At 71.5% G+C, this 18,594-nt stretch carries 13 protein-coding genes; 9 read left to right on the plus strand and 4 right to left on the minus strand.

The window, feature by feature from the left end; all coding sequences use genetic code 11:
• Positions 1 to 35: 35 nt before the first annotated feature.
• From DEJ11_RS00185 to DEJ11_RS00200, 4 genes are read right to left on the minus strand one after another with little or no spacing between them, the layout of a single operon-like run.
• On the minus strand, positions 36 to 1,379 hold the full coding sequence (locus DEJ11_RS00185; protein WP_111102802.1) for a flavin monoamine oxidase family protein: 1,344 nt from the start codon (positions 1,377 to 1,379) through the stop codon (positions 36 to 38).
• Positions 1,379 to 2,743, minus strand: coding sequence for an NAD(P)/FAD-dependent oxidoreductase (locus tag DEJ11_RS00190; RefSeq protein ID WP_111102804.1), 1,365 nt, complete (start codon positions 2,741 to 2,743; stop codon positions 1,379 to 1,381). Before DEJ11_RS00190 ends, DEJ11_RS00185 begins: the two co-directional genes overlap by 1 nt.
• A 2-nt stretch (positions 2,744 to 2,745) precedes the next feature.
• The gene (locus DEJ11_RS00195) at positions 2,746 to 4,203 is read right to left on the minus strand and encodes an aspartate aminotransferase family protein (protein ID WP_084740608.1); all 1,458 of its coding nucleotides are present in this window, start codon (positions 4,201 to 4,203) and stop codon (positions 2,746 to 2,748) included.
• A complete protein-coding gene (locus tag DEJ11_RS00200) occupies positions 4,200 to 4,682 on the minus strand; it encodes an Lrp/AsnC family transcriptional regulator (RefSeq protein WP_035809531.1) in 483 nt (160 codons plus the stop codon). The genes DEJ11_RS00195 and DEJ11_RS00200 overlap by 4 nt, the downstream gene beginning before the upstream one ends.
• A 133-nt stretch (positions 4,683 to 4,815) precedes the next feature.
• Between DEJ11_RS00200 and DEJ11_RS00205 the strand changes: the two genes are divergently transcribed.
• The 9 genes from DEJ11_RS00205 (at position 4,816) to DEJ11_RS00245 (ending at position 18,588) form a co-directional block, all read left to right on the plus strand.
• A complete protein-coding gene (locus tag DEJ11_RS00205) occupies positions 4,816 to 6,270 on the plus strand; it encodes an aminobutyraldehyde dehydrogenase (RefSeq protein ID WP_111102805.1) in 1,455 nt (484 codons plus the stop codon).
• Positions 6,271 to 6,300: 30 nt separating this feature from the next.
• Positions 6,301 to 7,482, plus strand: coding sequence for an ABC transporter ATP-binding protein (locus tag DEJ11_RS00210; RefSeq protein WP_502866904.1), 1,182 nt, complete (start codon positions 6,301 to 6,303; stop codon positions 7,480 to 7,482).
• Complete coding sequence (locus DEJ11_RS00215) at positions 7,479 to 8,699, plus strand: ABC transporter substrate-binding protein (protein WP_220034107.1); 1,221 nt, start codon at positions 7,479 to 7,481, stop codon at positions 8,697 to 8,699. The genes DEJ11_RS00210 and DEJ11_RS00215 overlap by 4 nt, the downstream gene beginning before the upstream one ends.
• Positions 8,696 to 9,646, plus strand: coding sequence for an ABC transporter permease (locus tag DEJ11_RS00220; protein WP_111102808.1), 951 nt, complete (start codon positions 8,696 to 8,698; stop codon positions 9,644 to 9,646). The genes DEJ11_RS00215 and DEJ11_RS00220 overlap by 4 nt, the downstream gene beginning before the upstream one ends.
• Positions 9,643 to 10,521, plus strand: a complete 879-nt coding sequence (locus DEJ11_RS00225; protein WP_027466954.1) for an ABC transporter permease — start codon at positions 9,643 to 9,645, stop codon at positions 10,519 to 10,521. Before DEJ11_RS00220 ends, DEJ11_RS00225 begins: the two co-directional genes overlap by 4 nt.
• Before the next feature lie 618 nt (positions 10,522 to 11,139).
• The gene (locus tag DEJ11_RS00230; RefSeq protein ID WP_111102809.1) at positions 11,140 to 13,725 is read left to right on the plus strand and encodes a carboxylate--amine ligase/circularly permuted type 2 ATP-grasp protein; all 2,586 of its coding nucleotides are present in this window, start codon (positions 11,140 to 11,142) and stop codon (positions 13,723 to 13,725) included.
• Positions 13,725 to 15,581: an N-acetylglutaminylglutamine amidotransferase gene (locus tag DEJ11_RS00235; RefSeq protein ID WP_111102811.1), complete on the plus strand. Its 1,857-nt coding sequence runs from the start codon at positions 13,725 to 13,727 to the stop codon at positions 15,579 to 15,581. Before DEJ11_RS00230 ends, DEJ11_RS00235 begins: the two co-directional genes overlap by 1 nt.
• Positions 15,578 to 17,524 (plus strand): S9 family peptidase, encoded by a 1,947-nt coding sequence (locus DEJ11_RS00240; protein WP_111102812.1) that lies wholly within the window; start codon positions 15,578 to 15,580, stop codon positions 17,522 to 17,524. Before DEJ11_RS00235 ends, DEJ11_RS00240 begins: the two co-directional genes overlap by 4 nt.
• A 146-nt stretch (positions 17,525 to 17,670) precedes the next feature.
• Positions 17,671 to 18,588 carry a GNAT family N-acetyltransferase gene (locus DEJ11_RS00245; RefSeq protein WP_220038309.1) on the plus strand — a complete coding sequence of 306 codons (918 nt, stop codon included), beginning with the start codon at positions 17,671 to 17,673 and terminating at the stop codon, positions 18,586 to 18,588.
• The last annotated feature ends 6 nt before the right edge of the window (positions 18,589 to 18,594 follow it).

Genomic DNA, 18,594 nt, shown 5'->3' on the forward strand with positions numbered 1-18,594 from the left:
TGTCGCACGGGCCGACACCCGAGGGGGTGTGGCGCTCAGGGCCTGGACAGCGGGTCGGCGAGCGAGAGCGGCTCGACCTGGGTGCCGAGCAACCGTCCGGCTGCCCGCAGCCCGGACAGCAGCGCACCGTGCACGGTCGCCGGGTCGTCGCTCCAGGTGGCCTCGCCGGCGAGCTGCACCCGGCCGGACGGGGTGCCGAGCAGGTCGTGGTCGTCGGGTGACGCCCCGACGTGCAGGTACGAGTACGAGCCCCGCGAGAACGGGTCCTCGGCCCACCGGGTGATCCGGAACGCCTCGGGCCGGGGGACGGACGCGCCGAACATCTTCCGCAGCGCCACCACCCCCTCGTCGACGACCATGGCGTCCGGCAGGGTCTCGAGCCGACGGGCTCCGGCGCCACCGACCAGGGCGGCGAGCACCGGCGCACCGGTCACCCGGGACATGTCGTACCAGGAGTGCCAGTCGACGCCGGCGGACCCCTGCTGCCGGACCACCCACGAGTCGCCCCAGAACCGTGTGGGGAACCGCAGGAACACCTTGTCGTAGGTGCCCATCCCGAGCCGGTCGAGCGCTCCGGTCACCGGCGTGGACAGGGGCGGGTCGAAGACCACGTCGCCGGCCTGCAGCACCCCGAGTGGCACGGTGACGACCACCTGCGGGGCGGCGACGGTGGTGCCGTCGGCGAGCCCCACGGTCACCGAGTCGCCGGCCTGGGTCACCGACCGCACGACCGACGACAGCCGGGCGTCGAGACCCTCGGCCAGCGCGCGGGCGTACTGGGCGTAGCCGCCGGGGAACACCACCTCGTCACCGGGGACGTGCTCCTCGTCGAGTCCGTGCGCGTCGAGGACGGTCACCGGGGCACCGCAGAGGTCCTCGGAGCGGTGGGCTGTGTACTCGCGGACGCGCGCCGCTCGGTCGCCCTGCCACCGCAGCGAACGGAGCACGGTGTCGACGGCGGCCGCGTAGGTCGAGGGCGGGGGAGCGTGCGCGACGACGGCATCGAGCGCCGCGTCGACGGTGTGCAGGTCCGCGACGAACGCCGACGTGTCCTCGGCGGAGAGAGCGGCGCCGGACGGGTCGTGCCAGGCGATCGGCCGGCCGTCGAACTGGAAGCTGCCGACCGTGAACTCCACCGTGTCGAACCCGAACGCCGACGCCAGGGCCCAGAGCGGGTTGCCGTCGACCCCGTGGATCCACGAGGCACCGAGGTCGACCGGAACCCCGAGTGACGAGTCGGTCCAGGTGCGCCCGCCGATCCGGTCGCGGGCCTCGAGCACGACGACCCGCTGCCCGCCCAGTGCGAGCGCCCGGGCGGCGGCGAGCCCGGCGACCCCCGCCCCGACGACCACGACGTCGGCGTCGAGACCGGCAGCCATCAGTGCCCTCCGGTCAGTGGTGCCATGAGCCGAGCGGCCAGACTCGGCCGCCCGGTCAGTGCTTCCTCGCGGTCGGCCAGGTCGGTCGCGACGAGTCCCGCGTTCGCGCCGAAGAACCGCAGCGGCTCGGGCTCCCAGTCGGGCGATCGGTGGTTCACCCACGGCAGCGCGGTCAGTGCCGTCGACTCCCCACGCAGGAGGTCGGCGAGGGTCCGTCCGGCCAGGTTCGTCGTCGACAGACCGTCCCCGACGTACCCGCCGGCGCTGCCGACGTGTCCGTCCCAGGTCACCGAGGCGCACCAGTCGCGCGGCACCCCGAGCGGGCCGCCCCACGTGTGGGTGACCGGGGCGTCCGCGACGACGGGGAACAGGTCGACCAGGGCCCTCCGCAGGTGCTCGAACACCCGCGGCACCCGGTCGTACCCGGGCGTGATCGAGGATCCCCAGTGGTAGCGGGCTCCGCGACCGCCGAACGCCAGCCGGTCGTCGGCCGTGCGCTGCCCGTACACGAGCAGGTGCCGGTAGTCGGAGAACGTCTGCCCGTGCTCGAGCCCGATGCGCTCCCACGCGGACGCCGGCAGCGGGGCCGTCGCGATCATGAGCGAGTACAGCGGCAGGATCCGCCGCTTCGTCTGCTCCAGCTGGGCGCCGTAGCCCTCGACCGCGATCACCACGGCACCTGCCGTGACGGTGCCGCGCGACGTGACCACACGCCCGCGATCCCAGGACGAGACGGGCGTGTGCTCGGCGATCCGGACGCCACGGGCCTCCAGGGCGGCCGCGAGGCCACGCACCAACGCGGCGGGCTGCACGCGCGCGCAGTCCGGGGTCCAGGCGACCCCCGCCGATCCGGCGGCGTCACCCGGTCGAGCGGCCCGCCACTCCATGTCGTCGCCCCATGTCGCAGAGGACGCGACCTCGTCGTGGGCGGCGCGTTCCTGCACGGCGGAGCGTGCGTAGAGGACGGTCCCGCCCTTCACGTAGTCGCAGTCGACCTCGGCTTCGGCCGCTGCGCGGCCGACCTCGTCGACGGTGTCGCGCATGGCGGCCCGGAGCGCCAGCGCGGCGTCCCGCCCGTGCTCTTCGGCGATCGCGGAGGCGGACCGTGGGAACAGCGCCGAGCACCAGCCGCCGTTCCGACCGGACGCGCCGAAGCCGGCGATCTCGCGTTCCAGGACGACGATCTGGAGGCCCGGGTCGGCCTGGTGCAGGTACCACGCGGTCCAGAGACCCGTCAGTCCACCGCCCACGATCGCGACGTCGGCCGTCGTGTCGCCGTCGAGCGGCGGCCGGGGCGTCAGGTCGTCGCGTCCGGTGGACGCGAGCTGGTCGAGCCAGAACGAGACGCCCCGGTAGCCGCCCACGGTCAGATCTTCGTCCAGGCCTCGGACAGGACACTGCGCAGGATCGACGTCATCTCGCGGAACTCCGGCTGCCCGATGGTCAGCGGCGGTGCGAGCTGCACGACGGGGTCACCGCGGTCGTCCGCACGGCAGTACAGCCCCGCGTCGAAGAGTGCCTTCGACAGGAACCCGCGCAGCAGCCGCTCGGACTCGTCGTCGTCGAAGGTCGTCTTGGTGGCCTTGTCCTTGACGAGCTCGATGCCGTAGAAGTAGCCGTCACCGCGGACGTCCCCGACGATCGGCAGGTCGAGCAGGGTGTCGAGCTCGGCGCGGAAGAGCGGGGCGTTCTGCTGCACGTTGGCGAGCAGCCCCTCTTCCTCGAAGATGTCGAGGTTCTCCATCGCGACGGCGGCCGACACCGGGTGCCCGCCGAACGTGTAGCCGTGGTAGAAGGTCGTGTCCCCCTTGGAGAACGGCTCGAACAGCCGGTCGCTGATGATCGTCGCGCCGATCGGGGAGTACCCGGAGGTCATCGCCTTGGCGCACGTGATCATGTCCGGCACGAAGCCGTAGGTGTCGCAGGCGAACATCGTGCCGATCCGGCCGAAGGCGCAGATGACCTCGTCCGAGACGAGCAGCACGTCGTACTCGTCGCAGATCTCGCGCACCCGCTGGAAGTACCCGGGCGGCGGGGTGAAGCAGCCGCCGGAGTTCTGCACCGGCTCGAGGAACACCGCGGCGACGGTGTCGGGGCCCTCGAACTCGATCATCTCGCGGATCCGTTCCGCCGCCCAGAAGCCGAACTGCTCCTCGGTACCCCCGGGGAAGCCCATCTCCTCGGCGCGGTACGAGTTCGTGTTCGGCACCCGGAAGCCGCCGGGGGTGAGGGGCTCGAACATCTCCTTCATCGCCGGGATGCCGGTGATCGCCAGGGCGCCCTGCGGGGTGCCGTGGTAGGCGACCGCACGGGAGATCACCTTGTGCTTCATCGGCTTGCCCTGGAGCTTCCAGTAGTACTTCGCGAGCTTGAAGGCGGTCTCCACCGCCTCGCCGCCGCCCGTGGAGTAGAAGACCTTGTTGAGGTCACCGGGGGCGTGCTCGGCCAGCCGGTCGGCGAGCTCGATCGCGGCGGGGTGCGCGTACGACCAGATCGGGAAGAAGCTCAGCGTCTCCGCCTGCTTCGCGGCCATCTCGGCCAGGCGCTTCCGCCCGTGCCCGGCGGCGACGACGAACAGGCCGGACAGCCCGTCGATGTACTCCTTGCCGTGGCTGTCGTAGACGTGGTGGCCCTCGCCGCGCACCATGATCGGCACGTCGGCACCGGCCTGGTTCGCACCGTGCCGGGCGAAGTGCATCCACAGGTGGTCCCGGGACTTCCGCTGCAGGTCGGCGTCGTCGACCGGTGCGAACGGGTCGTAGGAGTGGAGGCGAGCGGCCGGGCCCGTCGTGGTCCGGCCTGTGGCCTGTTCGGAGATGGTCATCGCGTTCCCCAGTCGTAGAGCTGTTTGCGGAGTTGCAGGTAGACGAAGGTCTCGGTGCCGGCGACGCCCGGGATGGCCCGGATGGTGCCGTTGAGCAGTTCGATCAGGTCGTCGTCGTCCTCGCACACGACCTCGACCATCAGGTCGAAGCTGCCGGCGGTCATCACGAGGTAGTCGACCGCCGGCAGCTGCTCCAGGGCATCGGCGACGGTTCGGGTGTCGCCGCTGACCCGGATGCCGATCATCGCCTGGCGGTGGAAGCCCAGTTGCATCGGGTCGGTGACCGCGACGATCTGCATGACGCCGGTCTCGGTCAGCTTCTGCACACGCTGCCGGACCGCCGCTTCACTGAGACCGACGGCCTTGCCGATCTCGCCGTACGGGCGGCGCCCGTCCGCCTGGAGTTGTTCGATGATCCGCTTCGAGGTGTCGTCGATCGGTCCCGGACGTCGTGGTGCTGCCGCCATGCCGGACAGCATGGCAGCGCGGTTCGGGGTGCGCAAGGGATTCCGTTGTGAACTCCGTGTTTCGCGACGATTTCCGTTGTTACAGTTCTCCACAACCTCCGGATCCTTCTTCCGCACCGCCGGAATCCGTGTCAGTATCACCGCCATGCTGGACGCACAGAGCACGGCGACGGCGGACACCGACACCCGGGTCCTGCGGAACTTCGTCGGTGGTACCTGGGTCGAGTCGACCGCCGACACCACGTTCGACCTGGTCGACCCGACCGACGAGCACGTCTACGGCACGTCCCCGGTGTCCACCCCCGCCGACGTCGACGCCGCCTTCGGTGCGGCCGCGACCGCGTTCGAGACCTGGCGCCGCACCACCCCCGGCGAACGGCAGCTCGCCCTGTTCCGGATCGCCGACGCGATGGAGCAGCGGGCGTCGGAGTTCGCCGACCTCGAGTCGCTCGACACCGGGAAGCCCCGCGCCACCCTGGTCGAGGACGAGATCCTGCTGTCCGTCGACCAGATCCGCTTCTTCGCCGGGGCCGCCAGGAACCTCGAGGGCCGGAGCGCCGGCGAGTACCTGGCCGACCACACCTCGTTCGTCCGGCGTGAGCCCATCGGCGTCGTCGCCCAGGTCACCCCCTGGAACTACCCGCTCAACATGGCGGTGTGGAAGTTCGCGCCGGCGCTCGCCGCGGGGAACACCACCGTGCTCAAGCCGAGCGACACGACGCCCCTGTCGACCCTGCTGCTCGCCGAGGTCGCCGCCGAGTTCCTGCCGCCGGGGGTCCTGAACGTCGTCGTGGGGGACCGCACCACCGGCGCCGCGATGGTCGACCACCCCACCCCGCAGCTCGTGTCCATCACCGGCTCCGTCCGCGCCGGCATGGAAGTCGCCCGTGCCGCCGCGGGTGACCTCAAGCGCACCCACCTGGAGCTCGGCGGCAAGGCACCCGTGATCGTGTTCGACGACGCGGACATCCCCTCGGCGGTGGCCGGCATCGTCGCCGCCGGGTTCTTCAACGCCGGACAGGACTGCACCGCCGCCACCCGGCTGCTCGTGCAGGACGGCATCCACGACGAGTTCGTGGCGGCGCTCGCAGCAGAGGCACGGCTCAACGCGAGAACCGGGTCGGACGGTCACTACGGCCCCGTCAACAACGCGAACCAGCTCGCGCACGTGCAGTCGTTCCTGGACACGCTGCCCGACCACGCGACGATCGAGCTCGGCGGCGCACGACAGGGCGACCGCGGGTACTTCCACGAGGCCACTATCGTCGCCGGCCTGCGCCAGGACGACCGGGCCGTGCAGCAGGAGATCTTCGGCCCGGTGCAGACCGTGCAGCGGTTCTCGACGGAACAGCAGGCCCTGACGTGGGCGAACGGCGTCGAGTACGGCCTGGCCAGCTCGGTGTGGACCACCGACCACTCCCGGGCAATGCGCTTCGCCCGCGACCTGGACTTCGGCTGCGTGTGGATCAACACGCACATCCCGATCGTCGCCGAGATGCCGCACGGCGGGTTCAAGCACAGCGGGTACGGCAAGGACCTGTCCCAGTACGGCTTCGACGACTACACCCGCATCAAGCACGTCATGTCCTACATCGGCTGAGGCCGACCACCCCCTGGAGGCACCATGGCAATGACCGGAACGTTCGCCGAATCGGGAGCCGATCTCCGGCTCGACCAGATCACGAAGTCCTTCCCCGGCCACACCGCGGTGGACAGCCTCGACCTGACGGTGCCCGCCGGCTCGTTCTTCGCGTTGCTCGGTCCGTCGGGCTGCGGCAAGACGACGACCCTGCGGCTCGTCGCCGGGCTCGAGGAACCCACGAGCGGCACCATCACCATCGGCGGCCAGGACGTCACGGAGACGAAGCCGTACCAGCGGCCCGTCAACACGGTGTTCCAGAACTACGCGCTCTTCCCGCACATGAGCGTGCTCGACAACGTCGCGTTCGGGCTGAAGCGGCGCCGGATCCCGGACCCGATGACGAAGGCCACGGAAGCGCTGCGGCTCGTCGAGCTCGAGGGGTCGGCGTCGAAGCGGCCCGCCCAGCTCTCCGGTGGCATGCAGCAGCGCGTCGCCCTGGCCCGAGCGATCGTGAACCGGCCGGCCCTGCTGCTGCTCGACGAGCCCCTCGGCGCCCTCGACCTGAAGCTCCGCCACCAGATGCAGCTCGAGCTGAAGACGATCCAGGCCGAGGTCGGGCTCACGTTCCTGCACGTCACCCACGACCAGGAAGAGGCGATGACGATGGCCGACACGGTCGCCGTCATGAACGGCGGTCGGATCGAGCAGATGGGCAGCCCGCAGGACCTGTACGAGCTGCCGCGCACGGCGTTCGTCGCGAACTTCCTCGGCCAGTCGAACCTGCTCGAGGGCGAGGTGCGCGGCACCGATGCCGGCCTGCTCGTCGTCGCGACCGCGGCCGGTTCGGTCGCCGTGCCGGCCGACCGAGCCGTCGCCACGACCGGTCGCGTCGTCGTCGGCGTCCGGCCCGAGAAGCTCAAGATCCGCACCGCCGAACCGACCCCCGAGGCCGGACGGAACATCCTCGGCCCGGGTCGCGTCGTGGACGTCTCGTTCTCCGGCGTCAGCACCCAGTACCTGGTCGACGTGCCGGGTGCCGGTCGCGTCTCGGTGTTCGCGCAGAACTCGAAGGGCGGGCCGCGGATCGCGACCGGTACCGAGGTCTGGCTGACGTGGGGCGTCGACCACGGTTTCGGTCTGGAGGCGCACCCCGCGTCCGACGCGACCGTCACCACCCAGGACGACCCGGGCCTCCAGGCCGTCCCCGCCACGGCAGGATCGCTCGCGTGACCGGCGCGGTGCCCGGTCCGGACCTGCTGCGCGGGCTGACGTCGGCTCGCGTCAGCCGACGCGGCCTGCTGGCCGGCGGCGGGGCCGCCGCGCTGGCCGCCCTGCTCACCGGTTGCAGCATCAAGGGCTCCGCGGCCGCCGGCGCCGAGGACACCGTCGACTGGGCAGCGTTCTGGAAGGACGCGAAGGCGACCGGCACCCTGAACTTCGCGAACTGGCCGCTGTACATCGACTCCGACCACGGCAAGTCCGAGTCCCTGGCGCTGTTCAAGAAGGAGACCGGCATCGCGGTCGACTACCAGGCGGTGATCCAGGACAACGCGACCTTCTACGCGACCGTCTCACCGATCCTGCGGGCGCACGGTGCGACCGGCTACGACCTCGTCGTCATGACGAACGGGTTCGAGCTGACCCAGATGATCAAGAACGGGTTCGTGTGCGAGCTCGACCACTCGCGGTTGCCGAACTTCGCCGCGAACGCCTCGGACTCCGTCAAGGACCCCATCTACGACCCGGGCAACAAGCACTCCGTCGTGTGGCAGACCGGGTTCACCGGGCTCGCCTACAACCCGAAGTACACCGGGCGGAAGATCACCTCGCTCAAGGACCTGCAGGACCCGGCGTTCAAGGGCCGGATCGGGCTGATGAGCGACAACACCGAACTCGGGTCGCTCGGACTGCTCGCGCTCGGCATCGACCCGGAGACCTCGACGCCCGCCGACTGGCGGAAGGCCCAGGCCTGGCTGCGCGAACTGCGGCCGAGCGTCACCGGCTTCTACGACCAGAGCTACATCAACCGGTTGGAGAACGGCGACACCTGGATCACCCAGGCGTGGTCGGGCGACGTGTTCCAGGCGCAGCAGTCCGGGTTCCCCGACCTGGAGTTCGTCACGCCGGAAGAGGGGCAGATGACCTGGCACGACAACATGCTCATCCCACGGCAGGCCGAGAACCCGGTGTCGGCGCTCGAGTGGATGAACTTCTACTACACGCCGAAGATCGCCGGGATCGTCGAGGACTGGGTCAACTACGTCTGCCCGGTGCCCGCTGCCGAGGACTACGTGCGGGACGAACTCGACGACGCCACCGTGGCGGACAGCCCGCTCGTGTTCCCCTCTGCCGACGTGCTGGAGCAGTCGCACGAGTTCCGGGTGTTCGAGAACTACGACGAGTACTCGGAGTGGAACGGCATCTTCAACGCGGTGGTGCAGTCGTGAGCGCGGTCGGGGTGGCGCCGGGGCTCGGTCCCGGTGGTCCCGGTGGTTCCGCCGGTCCGTCCGGTTCCGTGCCGGTGCGGCGGGGACGCCGTCGGAGCACACCGTTCTTCCTGGCGCTCGTCGGCACCGCGTACCTCTGTGTGTTCTTCGTCATCCCGCTGGTGTCCGGGCTGATCGTCTCGCTCATGACCGGCAACCCGGACGACGGCTACACGTTCACCTGGAACTTCGGGATCTACGGCTCGCTGTTCGTCGACCCGCAGGTGCCCTACCTGACGTTCCTGCTCCGGTCGCTCTGGTACGGCGCCGCCGCCACGATCGCCTGCATCGTCGTCGGGTACCCGGTGGCGTACTTCATCGCGTTCCGGGTCTCCCCGCGGTGGAAGAACCCGCTGCTCATGCTCGTGTTCATCAGCTTCCTGGTGTCGTTCATCATCCGGACCGACATGTGGGCGTTCGTGCTGGCGTCGCAGGGGCCCGTCGTCACGACGCTGCAGGCGCTCGGGCTGGCCGGCAAGGACTTCCACATCCTCGGCACCGGGGGCGCAGTGATCTTCGGTGACGCCTACAACGACCTGGCCTTCATGGTCCTGCCGATCTACGCCGCCCTCGAGCGCATCGACCCACGACTCGGCGAGGCCGCCAACGACCTGTACGCCGGCAAGTTCCGGGCGTTCTGGCACACCACGCTGCCGCTGTCCCGCTCGGGCATCTTCGCCGGGGTGCTGCTCGTCTTCATCGACAGCGTCGGCGACCCGGTGAACTCGGCCCTGCTCGGCGGCACGAACACGTACACGATCGGTCAGGCGATCCAGGACGCCTACTCCGGCAACCAGCAGTACAACGTCGCCGCGGCCCTGTCGACCGTGCTCATGGTCGTGCTCGGCATCATCCTGTTCATCTACGCCCGCGTCTCCGGCACCGACGACCTCGAGGACCTCGTATGACCGCCGTCGCACCGTCCCGATCCGCCGCCGCTCCGGCCTCGCCCGTGACCGGTTCCGTCGCCGGCCGTCCGCGTCGTCACGGGGTGAACCGTCGGGGGCCCTGGCTCGCCATCGTGTACTGGGTGACGATCGCGATCACCCTGGTGCCGATCGTCTACATGATCGTGTACTCGTTCAACGACGCCCCCACCAACCGGCTGTCGTTCGCCTGGAACGGTTTCACGACCTACTGGTACGCGAACCTGGTGAACGTGTCCGGGCTCGGGGCGGCGTTCGTCACCTCGGTGCTCGTCGCGTTCCTCGCCGCGATCATCTCCGTCGCGATCGGGCTGCCCCTCGCGCTGGCGCTGGAGCGGTACCGGTTCCCAGGTCGCGGTGTCGTGAACACCGTCGTGTTCGCCGACATCGCTGCGCCGTCGATCGTCGTCGGTTCCGCGTCGCTCTCGTTCTTCCTGTCGGTGGGGCTCGGCACCGGGTTCCTGACCGTGCTCATCACGCACGTGGCGTTCGACGTCGCCTACGTGGTGGTGGTGCTGCGGGCGCGGATCGCGGGGACATCGCGGGCACTCGAGGAGGCCGCGGGTGACCTCGGGGCGACACCGTTCCAGGCCTTCCGGCTCGTCACCCTGCCGCTGCTGGCGCCGGGCATGCTCGCCGCCGGGTTGCTGGCGCTCGCCATGTCGATCGACGACTACGTGATCACCTCGTTCGTCGCCGGGCCCGCGGTCACCTTCCCGCTGTTCGTCTACGGCGCCGCGAAGGCCGGGATGCCGCCGCAGGTGCTGTGCTTCGGGACGCTCGTGTTCGCGGTGGGGCTGCTCGTCGCGCTGCTGAACGGGGCGCTCAACCGGCGGTTGGCGCGGACGCGGGGGTAGGCGCCGGCGCGCGCTGGCACCGGCACGGTGCGGGGTGCGTGGGCTGGTGCGCGGTTGCGCGCGTGGTGCGCGCTTGTGGCGGCGCACGGTGCGTGGAACTTCGCACGGGGTGAAGAGGTGCGCACGGTGCGGTCGGGAGGCGTGTGGTGGGCTGGTGTCGTGCCTCCCGTCCGCCTGTGCGTGGCGTCCACAGCACGGTGCGGGGTGCGTGGGCTGGTGCGGGGTTGCGCGCGTGGTGCGCGCTTGTAGCGGCGCACGGTGCTTGGAACCTCGCACGGGGTGAAGAGGTGCGCACGGTGCGGACGGGAGGCGCGTGGTGGGCTGCCCCGTGCCTCCCGACTGCGGGTGGTGCGTCCACCGCACGGTGCGGCTTTCGCGGGCTGGTGCGGGGTTGGCGCGGGTCGCACGGTGCGGGGTGCGCGGGCTGGTGCGGGGTTGCGCGCGTGGTGCGCGCTTGTAGCGGCGCACGGTGCGTGGAACCTCGCACGGGGTGGCGCGCCTCGCACGGTGCGGGCGTGAGTTCAGTGCTCGTGACGCTCGATGGACAGGCGTGTTACGGGCACGAGTCAGGCGGTGTGCCGCGGTGCGCACCACAGCCGCCGCGCGTAGGTTCCAGCCATGAGTGCAGAGCTGACGCTCGGCGCCGAGGAAGAGCTGCACCTCATCGACCTCGAGTCCGGCCGACTTTCCGCGAAGGCCCCGCGCCTTCTGCCCAAACTGCCCACCGACCGCTTCGGCGCCGAGCTGCAGCGCACGACGATCGAGACGAACACCCCGGTGGTGCGGACCCTCGACGACCTGCGGCGGGTGATCGTCGACCTGCGCAGCGAGCTCAGCGCCGCGATCGCTCCGGCCGGGGTCACCATCGCCGCCGTCGGCACCGCGCCGAGGTCGGAGTACGCCGACTTCGAGCTGAGCTCCGGCGGTCGGTACGGCCGGATGCAGGAGCAGTACCGGATGCTCGTCGACGAACAGCTCATCTGCGGCCTGCAGGTGCACGTCGGGGTGAGCGACCGCGACCTGGCGGTGCTGATCGCCCAGCGGGTGGCGCCGGTGCTCCCGGTACTGCTCGCCCTGAGCGCGTCGAGTCCGTTCTGGAACGGGCAGGACACCGGGTACGCCTCGTTCCGGAGCATCATCTGGCAGCGGTGGCCGTCGGCCGGCAGCTTCGGTCCGGTCGCGGACGCCGCCGAGTACGACCGGGTGCTCGACGACCTGATCGCCTCGGGCGTGATCGCCGACAAGAAGATGGCCTACTTCGACGTGCGGCCGTCGTCGCATGCGCCGACGCTCGAGCTGCGGGTCTGCGACGCGACCCCGGTGGTGGACGACGCCGTGCTCATCGCCGGACTCTTCCGCGCCGCGGTGCGCAAAGCCGAGAAGTCGGTCGTCTCGGGTGCCGAGTGGCACCCGCGCAGCGAACCCCTGCACCGTGCAGCGATGTGGCAGGCCGCCCGCTCCGGGTTGAGCGGTGAACTCGTCGGCCTCGGACAGCACCCCGAACGGCTGCCCGCCGAGGTCGCGGTGCGCCAGCTCGTGTCCCGGCTGCGCCCGGAGCTCGAGGAGCTCGGCGACTGGGGCACGGTGACGGAGCTGCTCGACGCGACCCTGGCCCGTGGCAACTCCACCGACCGGCAGCGCACCGCGTACGCCGAGCGCGGGGAGATGGACGATGTCGTCGCCCTGGTGGTGGAGGACACCGCGGGGCTCCCGTCCGGACGCGACGAGGACCCGGTGGTCCCGATCCCCGGGTACCGCGTCCGTGCCGGTGACGAGGCGGTCGGCCCGGGGGCACGCCCTCGTCCGGCGTTCCGTGACCTGGCGGCCTTCTTCGACGGCTGGGACGCCGAGACCGCGATCGAGCGCTGCACCGCCCGCGACGTCTGGACGCGCGAGCACCACGTCGGCTTCGTGGTGGACGGCGGGGCGCAGGAGTTCGGCTGCGACCTGGTGCCCCGGACGATCAGCGTGTACGAGTGGTCGCAGCTCGAGCGTGGCCTGGGGCAGCGTGCCCGTGCGATCGAGCTGTTCCTGCGTGACGCGTACGGCGACCGGCGGATCGTGGCCGACGGCGTGCTGGACGCGGACCACTTCGTCGGGGCGAAGGGCTGGGACCCGGCTGCCACCCGGCTGCCGGCGACCGCCGTCCGTGCTCCGGTGCTCGGGTTCGACCTGGTGCGCAACGAGTTCGGCGGCTGGCGGGTGCTCGAGGACAACGTCCGCTCGCCCTCTGGCGTCGCGTACGGCATCGCTCTGCGCGAGCTGATGGACGACGTCGTGCCGGACGCCCCGCGGCCGGCGCACCTGCGCGACCCGCACGGCGTGATCGACCGGCTGCGCCGGACCCTCTGCGCGAACACCACCGCGGTGACGGGCGCGACCGATCCCGTGATCGCACTGGTCAGCGACGGCCCCGCCGCCGGCGCGTGGTTCGAGCACCGCAGGCTGGCCGACGGGGCCGGATTGCGCCTCCTGTCCGGGTCGGACCTGGACGTCCGTGACGGACGCGTGGTCGACGCGACGACGGGTGACGTGCTCGACGGGCTGTACCTGCGGATCGACCGCGACGTCAGCGTGCTGACGGCGGAGCACGCTCCGGACCTCGGTGCGCGGATCCTCGACGCGGCGGAGGCAGGACGCGTCTACCTGGCGAACGCGCCGGGCAACGCGCTCGTCGACGACAAGGCGATGTACGTCACCGTGCCGGACCTGATCTGGTACTACCTGGACGAGAAACCCCTGCTGGCATCGGTGCCGACGTACCGCACGAGCATCGAGGTCGAACGGCTGTCGGTCCTGGACCGCGTCGGGGAACTCGTCACGAAGCCGGTCGACGGCGAGGGCGGCCGCGGGGTCCTGATCGGACCGAGCGCGAGCGCCCCCGAGGTGGCCGAGCGACGGCGCGAGATCGCGGCCGACCCCGCCGGGTGGGTGGGGCAGGAGGTGGTGCAGCTGTCCTCGCACCCGACGATCGGACCGGCCGGGCTCGACCCGCGGCACGTGGACCTGCGGGCCTTCGTCTACGCGACGGGGACCGGACCGGACGACGTGCACCTGGCCGACGTGGCCCTGACGCGCGTCGCGCCCGAGGGCAGCATGGTCGTCAACTCGTCGCAGGGTGGCGGCGCGAAGGACACGTGGATCGTCGGGAACGCCCCGGCGGACACCGACTCCGCCCCGGCGGACACCGAGGGAGAGCGCTGATGTGTGGACTCGCGGGTGAGATCCGGTTCGACGGCCGAGCGCCGGACGTCGGGGCGGTCGCCCGGATGACCGGCTGCATGACGCACCGCGGGCCGGACGGCGACGGCCTGTGGGCTCGCGGCCCGGTCGCGCTCGGGCACCGACGGCTGTCCATCGTCGACCTGTCCACTGCGGGCGCGCAGCCGATGGTGCTGGCCGAGGCCGGGCTGACGATCGCCTACAACGGGATGGTCTACAACTACCGGCAACTCCGCGACGAGCTGCACGGCAAGGGGCACCGGTTCGCGTCGACGTCGGACACCGAGGTCATCGCCCTGGCGTACGCCGAGTGGGGCACCGCGTTCGTCGACCACCTGATCGGGATGTTCGCCATCGCCATCTGGGAGCACGGCAGCGGCCGACTGGTGCTGGCGCGGGACCGGCTCGGCATCAAGCCGCTCTACGTCGCACCCGTCCCGGGCGGCCTCCGGTTCGCGAGCTCCCTGCCAGCGATCCTGGCCGGCGACGCCGGCAACGCCGGCAGCGGCGGCAACGGCGGCAACGGCAGCACGAGCGGCAGCGGCGGCACGGGCGCCGGCGGCGTCGACACGTCCATCGACCCCGTCGCCTTCGCCTCGTACATGAGCTTCCACTCCATCGTCCCCGCACCCCGCACGATCCTGGCCGGCGTCGGCAAGCTCCCGCCCGCGACCGTCCGGGTGATCGAACCTGACGGCACCACGCACGACACCGTCTACTGGGAGCCGCGCTTCGAGCGTGACCCCGCCAGGGCCGACTGGTCCGAGCGGGACTGGGAGCAGGCGTTCATCGGCTCGCTCCGCACCGCCGTCGAGCGCCGGATGGTCGCCGACGTCCCGGTCGGGGTGCTGCTCTCCGGCGGGATCGACTCGTCGCTCGTGGTCGGGCTGCTCGCCGAGGCCGGGCAGCAGGACCTCGCCACGTTCAGCATCGGGTTCGAGGCAGCCGGCGGTGAGTCCGGCGACGAGTTCGAGTACTCCGACCAGGTCGCGAAGCACTTCGGCACCGACCACCACCGCATCCACATCCCCTCGTCGCGCCTGCTCGACGGAATCGACGGTGCGGTCGCCGCCATGAGCGAGCCGATGGTCAGCCACGACTGCGTCGCCTTCTACCTGCTGTCGCAGGAGGTCTCGCAGCACGTCAAGGTGGTGCAGTCCGGCCAGGGTGCCGACGAGGTGCTCGCCGGCTACGACTGGTACCCGCCGCTCGCCGACGTCCCGCGCGACCAGGCCGCCGAGGCGTACCGCTCCGTGTTCATGGACCGCCGGTGGCCGGCGCTGCAGGGCCTGCTCGGGGAGCGGTGGAAGAGCGACGACGACACCCCGTCGGCGTTCGTGGACCGCCAGTTCGCACGGCCGGGCGCGGAGACGAGCGTGGATGCCGCGCTCCGCAGCGACACCACGATCATGCTCGTCGACGACCCGGTGAAGCGGGTCGACAACATGACGATGGCGTGGGGGCTCGAGGCCCGCGTGCCGTTCCTGGACCACGAGTTCGTCGAGCTCGCCGCCGCGATCCCGCCGTCGATGAAGCTCACCGACGGCGGCAAGGGCGTGATGAAGCGCGCCTCGCGCGGGATCGTCCCCGACGCCGTCATCGACCGCAGCAAGGGCTCGTTCCCGGTCCCCGCCATCCGGCAACTCGAGGGCCCGTACCTGGAGCGCGTCCGCGACGCGCTGCACGCACCCGAGGCGCGGGAGCGCGGGCTCTTCGACCCCGCCACCGTCGAGCGGATGCTGCAGGACCCGAACAGCACCAGGACCGCGATCGGCGCGAACGCGCTCTGGCAGCTCGGCCTGATCGAGATGTGGCTGCAGCAGCAGGGGGTGCGGTGATCGTGGGTTCCGTCCGGCCTGGAGGCGCGCAGGGCGTCGCGTCGTCGGCCATCGTCGAGCCGTCGGTCACCACCAGGGCCGCGGCCGACCTGGGTGCGCGGCTCACCGCCGCCTGGGGATCGTGGGGACCGACCATGACCCGGAACGCCCGGCGCGTGGCGTTCGTGAGCGACCGGCACGGCACCCCCGAGGTCTTCGTGCAGGACGTCGTCGTCGGCGACGAGCTGCCTGAGCCGGTGCGGATCGCACTGTCCGACGACCCGGTGATCCGGGTGTCGTGGTCGTCCGACGGGGAGTGGCTCGCCGTCGCCATCGCGACCGACGGCGGCGTGAAGCAACAGGTCTGGGTGGTGCGGCCGGACGGCTCCGACGCCGCGCAGATCGCCGGCTCGCGGTACCAGCACGCCGAACTCGGACCGTGGAGCCGCAGCGGTCACCGGGTCGTCATCACCCTGCCCTCGACCGAGCCCGAGCAGCCGGCCCGTGCGTACCTGGTCGACCCGGTCACCGGGGACCGCGACGACCTGGCCGTGGGGGAGCTCATCCACATCCTCGACCTGTCGGTGGAGGAACGGCTCGTCGTGCTGAGCGACGGGCAGCGCGGCCAGGAGTTCGTCGTCGTGGTCGACCGGCTGACCGACGAGAGCCACGCCCTGTTCGCCGACGACCCCGACGGGTCCGCCGAGATCGCGTTCCTGCGGCCCTCGCCCGCGAGCGAGACCAGCCCGCTCGTCGCCTACGTCGCCACCGAGGCCGGACTGCCCCGCCGCGGACTCGTCGCGCAGCCGGTCGGCCCGCACGGCTGGCGCGGCACACCCCGACGGATCGTCGAGCGCGACGACGCCGAGCTCGAGTACCTGGACGCCGACGACGCCGGCCGCACGCTGCTGCTCGTCTGGAACGTCGACGGTCGCAGCGAACTCGACCTCATCAACACCCACGACGCCTCGCGCACCCCCGTTCCGGACCTGCCCGGGTACGTCGTCACCGACCCCGTGCTCAGCCGCGACGGCCGGAGCGTGTTGCTCGCCGTCGAGGGGCCGACCCGGCCGCGCGAACTGTGGCGGCTCGACACGAACGCGCTGACCTGGAGCCGGGTCACCGACGTGCCGGTGCTGCCGGACGTGCAGTTGGTCGAGCCGACGCTCGAGCGGTTCGCCGCCCGCGACGGACTGGAGCTGACCGGGTGGCTGTACCGGGCCGTGGAGCCGACCGCGTCGGTGGCGGGCGCCGCTCCTGGTGCTGGTGCCGTGCCTCCCGGCCGCGCAGCGCTCGTCCACCTGCACGGCGGACCGGAGTCGCAGGAACGACCCACGTTCTCGCCGCAGCACCAGGCGCTCGCCGCCGCCGGGGTGACCGTGTTCGCACCGAACATCCGCGGGTCCTCCGGGTACGGCCACGAGTTCGTGCACGCCGACGACCTGGCGCTGCGGTGGAACGCGCTCGCCGACGTCGTCGACTGCGCGCGGTTCCTGGTGACCAACGGGTACGCCGATCGCTCCCGCGTCGCCGTCGAGGGGCGCTCGTACGGCGGGTACGCGACCCTCGCGTCGTTGGCGTTCACGCCCGACGTGTTCGCGGCCGGGGTCGCGGTGTGCGGGATGAGCGACTTCGCGACCTTCTACCGGGACACCGAACCGTGGATCGCGGCCGCTGCCGCCACGAAGTACGGCCACCCCGTCGAGGACGAGGCCCTGCTCGCGGCACTGTCGCCGATGCGGGCGATCGACGACGTCACGGCGCCGCTGCTCGTCGTGCACGGTGAGCTCGACACGAACGTGCCCATCGGTGAGGCGCACCAGGTGGTCGCGGCGTTGCGGGAGCGGGCGCACGACGTGGAGTACCTGGAGCTCGAGGGTGAGGGGCACGAGTACCGGCGCGCGGCGTCGCAGGCGCTGCTCGTGCGGCGGATGGTGGAGTTCGTGGCGGCCCGGCTGGGGTGAGGCGGGGTGGGTCTGGTTTTCCGTGGTGCGAGGTTGCACGCTCGATGCGAGGTTGTTTCCTCGCACCGGGCGGACAACTTCGCACCGTGCCGTCACCGGGTGCAACGATGCGTCGGCGGCGCTCGCCGCGGGCGGAGAATGGTGGGATGACGACGACTGCGCCGACCTCGACCGCGCTGCCCCGACCCGGAGAGGTCCTCGTGGCCTCGGCAGCGGACGTCGAGCTGGTCGTCCACCGTGCCACGAACCACTACGCCTCCGGGGTCGTCGCGGACACCGCCGGGTGGGCGGACGGCGATCGCCGCCGGATCGAGGACCTCGGGTTCCGCGGCGGAGACTCCCGCGGCGAAGCGCTCCGGACCCTCGACCTGACCATCGCAGACGACGGCACCCCGACGCGCATGCTCGACGCACCCGCCATGGCCGCGCTGAACAGCCACCACGCGCGGTTCGCCGAGCGGCGTGGCGACGTCGTCCGCTACCAGACCGACGTGTCGGTGTGGACGGGGATCCCCGAGCAGCCCACCGCGCAGGACTGGGAGGACGTCCGGGCGCTGCTCGGGTCGGGCGGGATGCTCGGCGTCGGTGCGGCTGCCGTCCTGCCCGAGGGGTGGGAACTCGTCGAGGGTGCCGGCGGCGTGCAGCTGACCGGTGAGGCGATCGAGGGTGCGCCGGATCCCGAAGCCGTCGTGCTGACGCCTGACGATGTGCCGGAGATGACCGCCCTGGTGGAGCGGACGAAGCCGGGGCCGTTCCTGCCGCGGACGATCGAGCTCGGCACGTACCTGGGCATCCGGCGGGACGGGCGGCTCGTCGCCATGGCGGGGGAGCGCCTGCACCCGCCGGGGTGGACCGAGATCAGCGCGGTGTGCACGGACGAGGCGTACCGGGGGCAGGGGTTCGGTCGGCGGCTCGTGCTCGCCGTCGCGCACGGGATCCGGGAGCGTGGGGAGACCCCGCTGATGCACGCGGCCGCCGGGAACACCGGGGCGATCGGGCTGTACCAGCACCTCGGCTTCCGACTGCGGGACCGTGGGGCGCCGCGGTTCGTGCGGGTGCCGTGAGCTGCG

This window comes from Curtobacterium sp. MCLR17_058, from assembly GCF_003234705.2.
In the GTDB taxonomy this organism is placed as follows: Bacteria; Actinomycetota; Actinomycetes; order Actinomycetales; family Microbacteriaceae; genus Curtobacterium; species Curtobacterium flaccumfaciens.

Excerpts from the sequence above, each read along its gene's own strand:
- DEJ11_RS00185 (WP_111102802.1), bottom strand. The coding sequence starts at position 1,379 with ATGGCTGCCGGTCTCGACGCCGACGTCGTGGTCGTCGGGGCGGGGGTC.
- DEJ11_RS00195 (WP_084740608.1), bottom strand. The coding sequence starts at position 4,203 with ATGACCATCTCCGAACAGGCCACAGGCCGGACCACGACGGGCCCGGCC.
- DEJ11_RS00200 (WP_035809531.1), bottom strand. The coding sequence starts at position 4,682 with ATGCTGTCCGGCATGGCGGCAGCACCACGACGTCCGGGACCGATCGAC.
- DEJ11_RS00205 (WP_111102805.1), top strand. The coding sequence starts at position 4,816 with ATGCTGGACGCACAGAGCACGGCGACGGCGGACACCGACACCCGGGTC.
- DEJ11_RS00210 (WP_502866904.1), top strand. The coding sequence starts at position 6,301 with ATGACCGGAACGTTCGCCGAATCGGGAGCCGATCTCCGGCTCGACCAG.
- DEJ11_RS00225 (WP_027466954.1), top strand. The coding sequence starts at position 9,643 with ATGACCGCCGTCGCACCGTCCCGATCCGCCGCCGCTCCGGCCTCGCCC.
- DEJ11_RS00230 (WP_111102809.1), top strand. The coding sequence starts at position 11,140 with ATGAGTGCAGAGCTGACGCTCGGCGCCGAGGAAGAGCTGCACCTCATC.
- DEJ11_RS00235 (WP_111102811.1), top strand. The coding sequence starts at position 13,725 with ATGTGTGGACTCGCGGGTGAGATCCGGTTCGACGGCCGAGCGCCGGAC.
- DEJ11_RS00245 (WP_220038309.1), top strand. The coding sequence starts at position 17,671 with ATGACGACGACTGCGCCGACCTCGACCGCGCTGCCCCGACCCGGAGAG.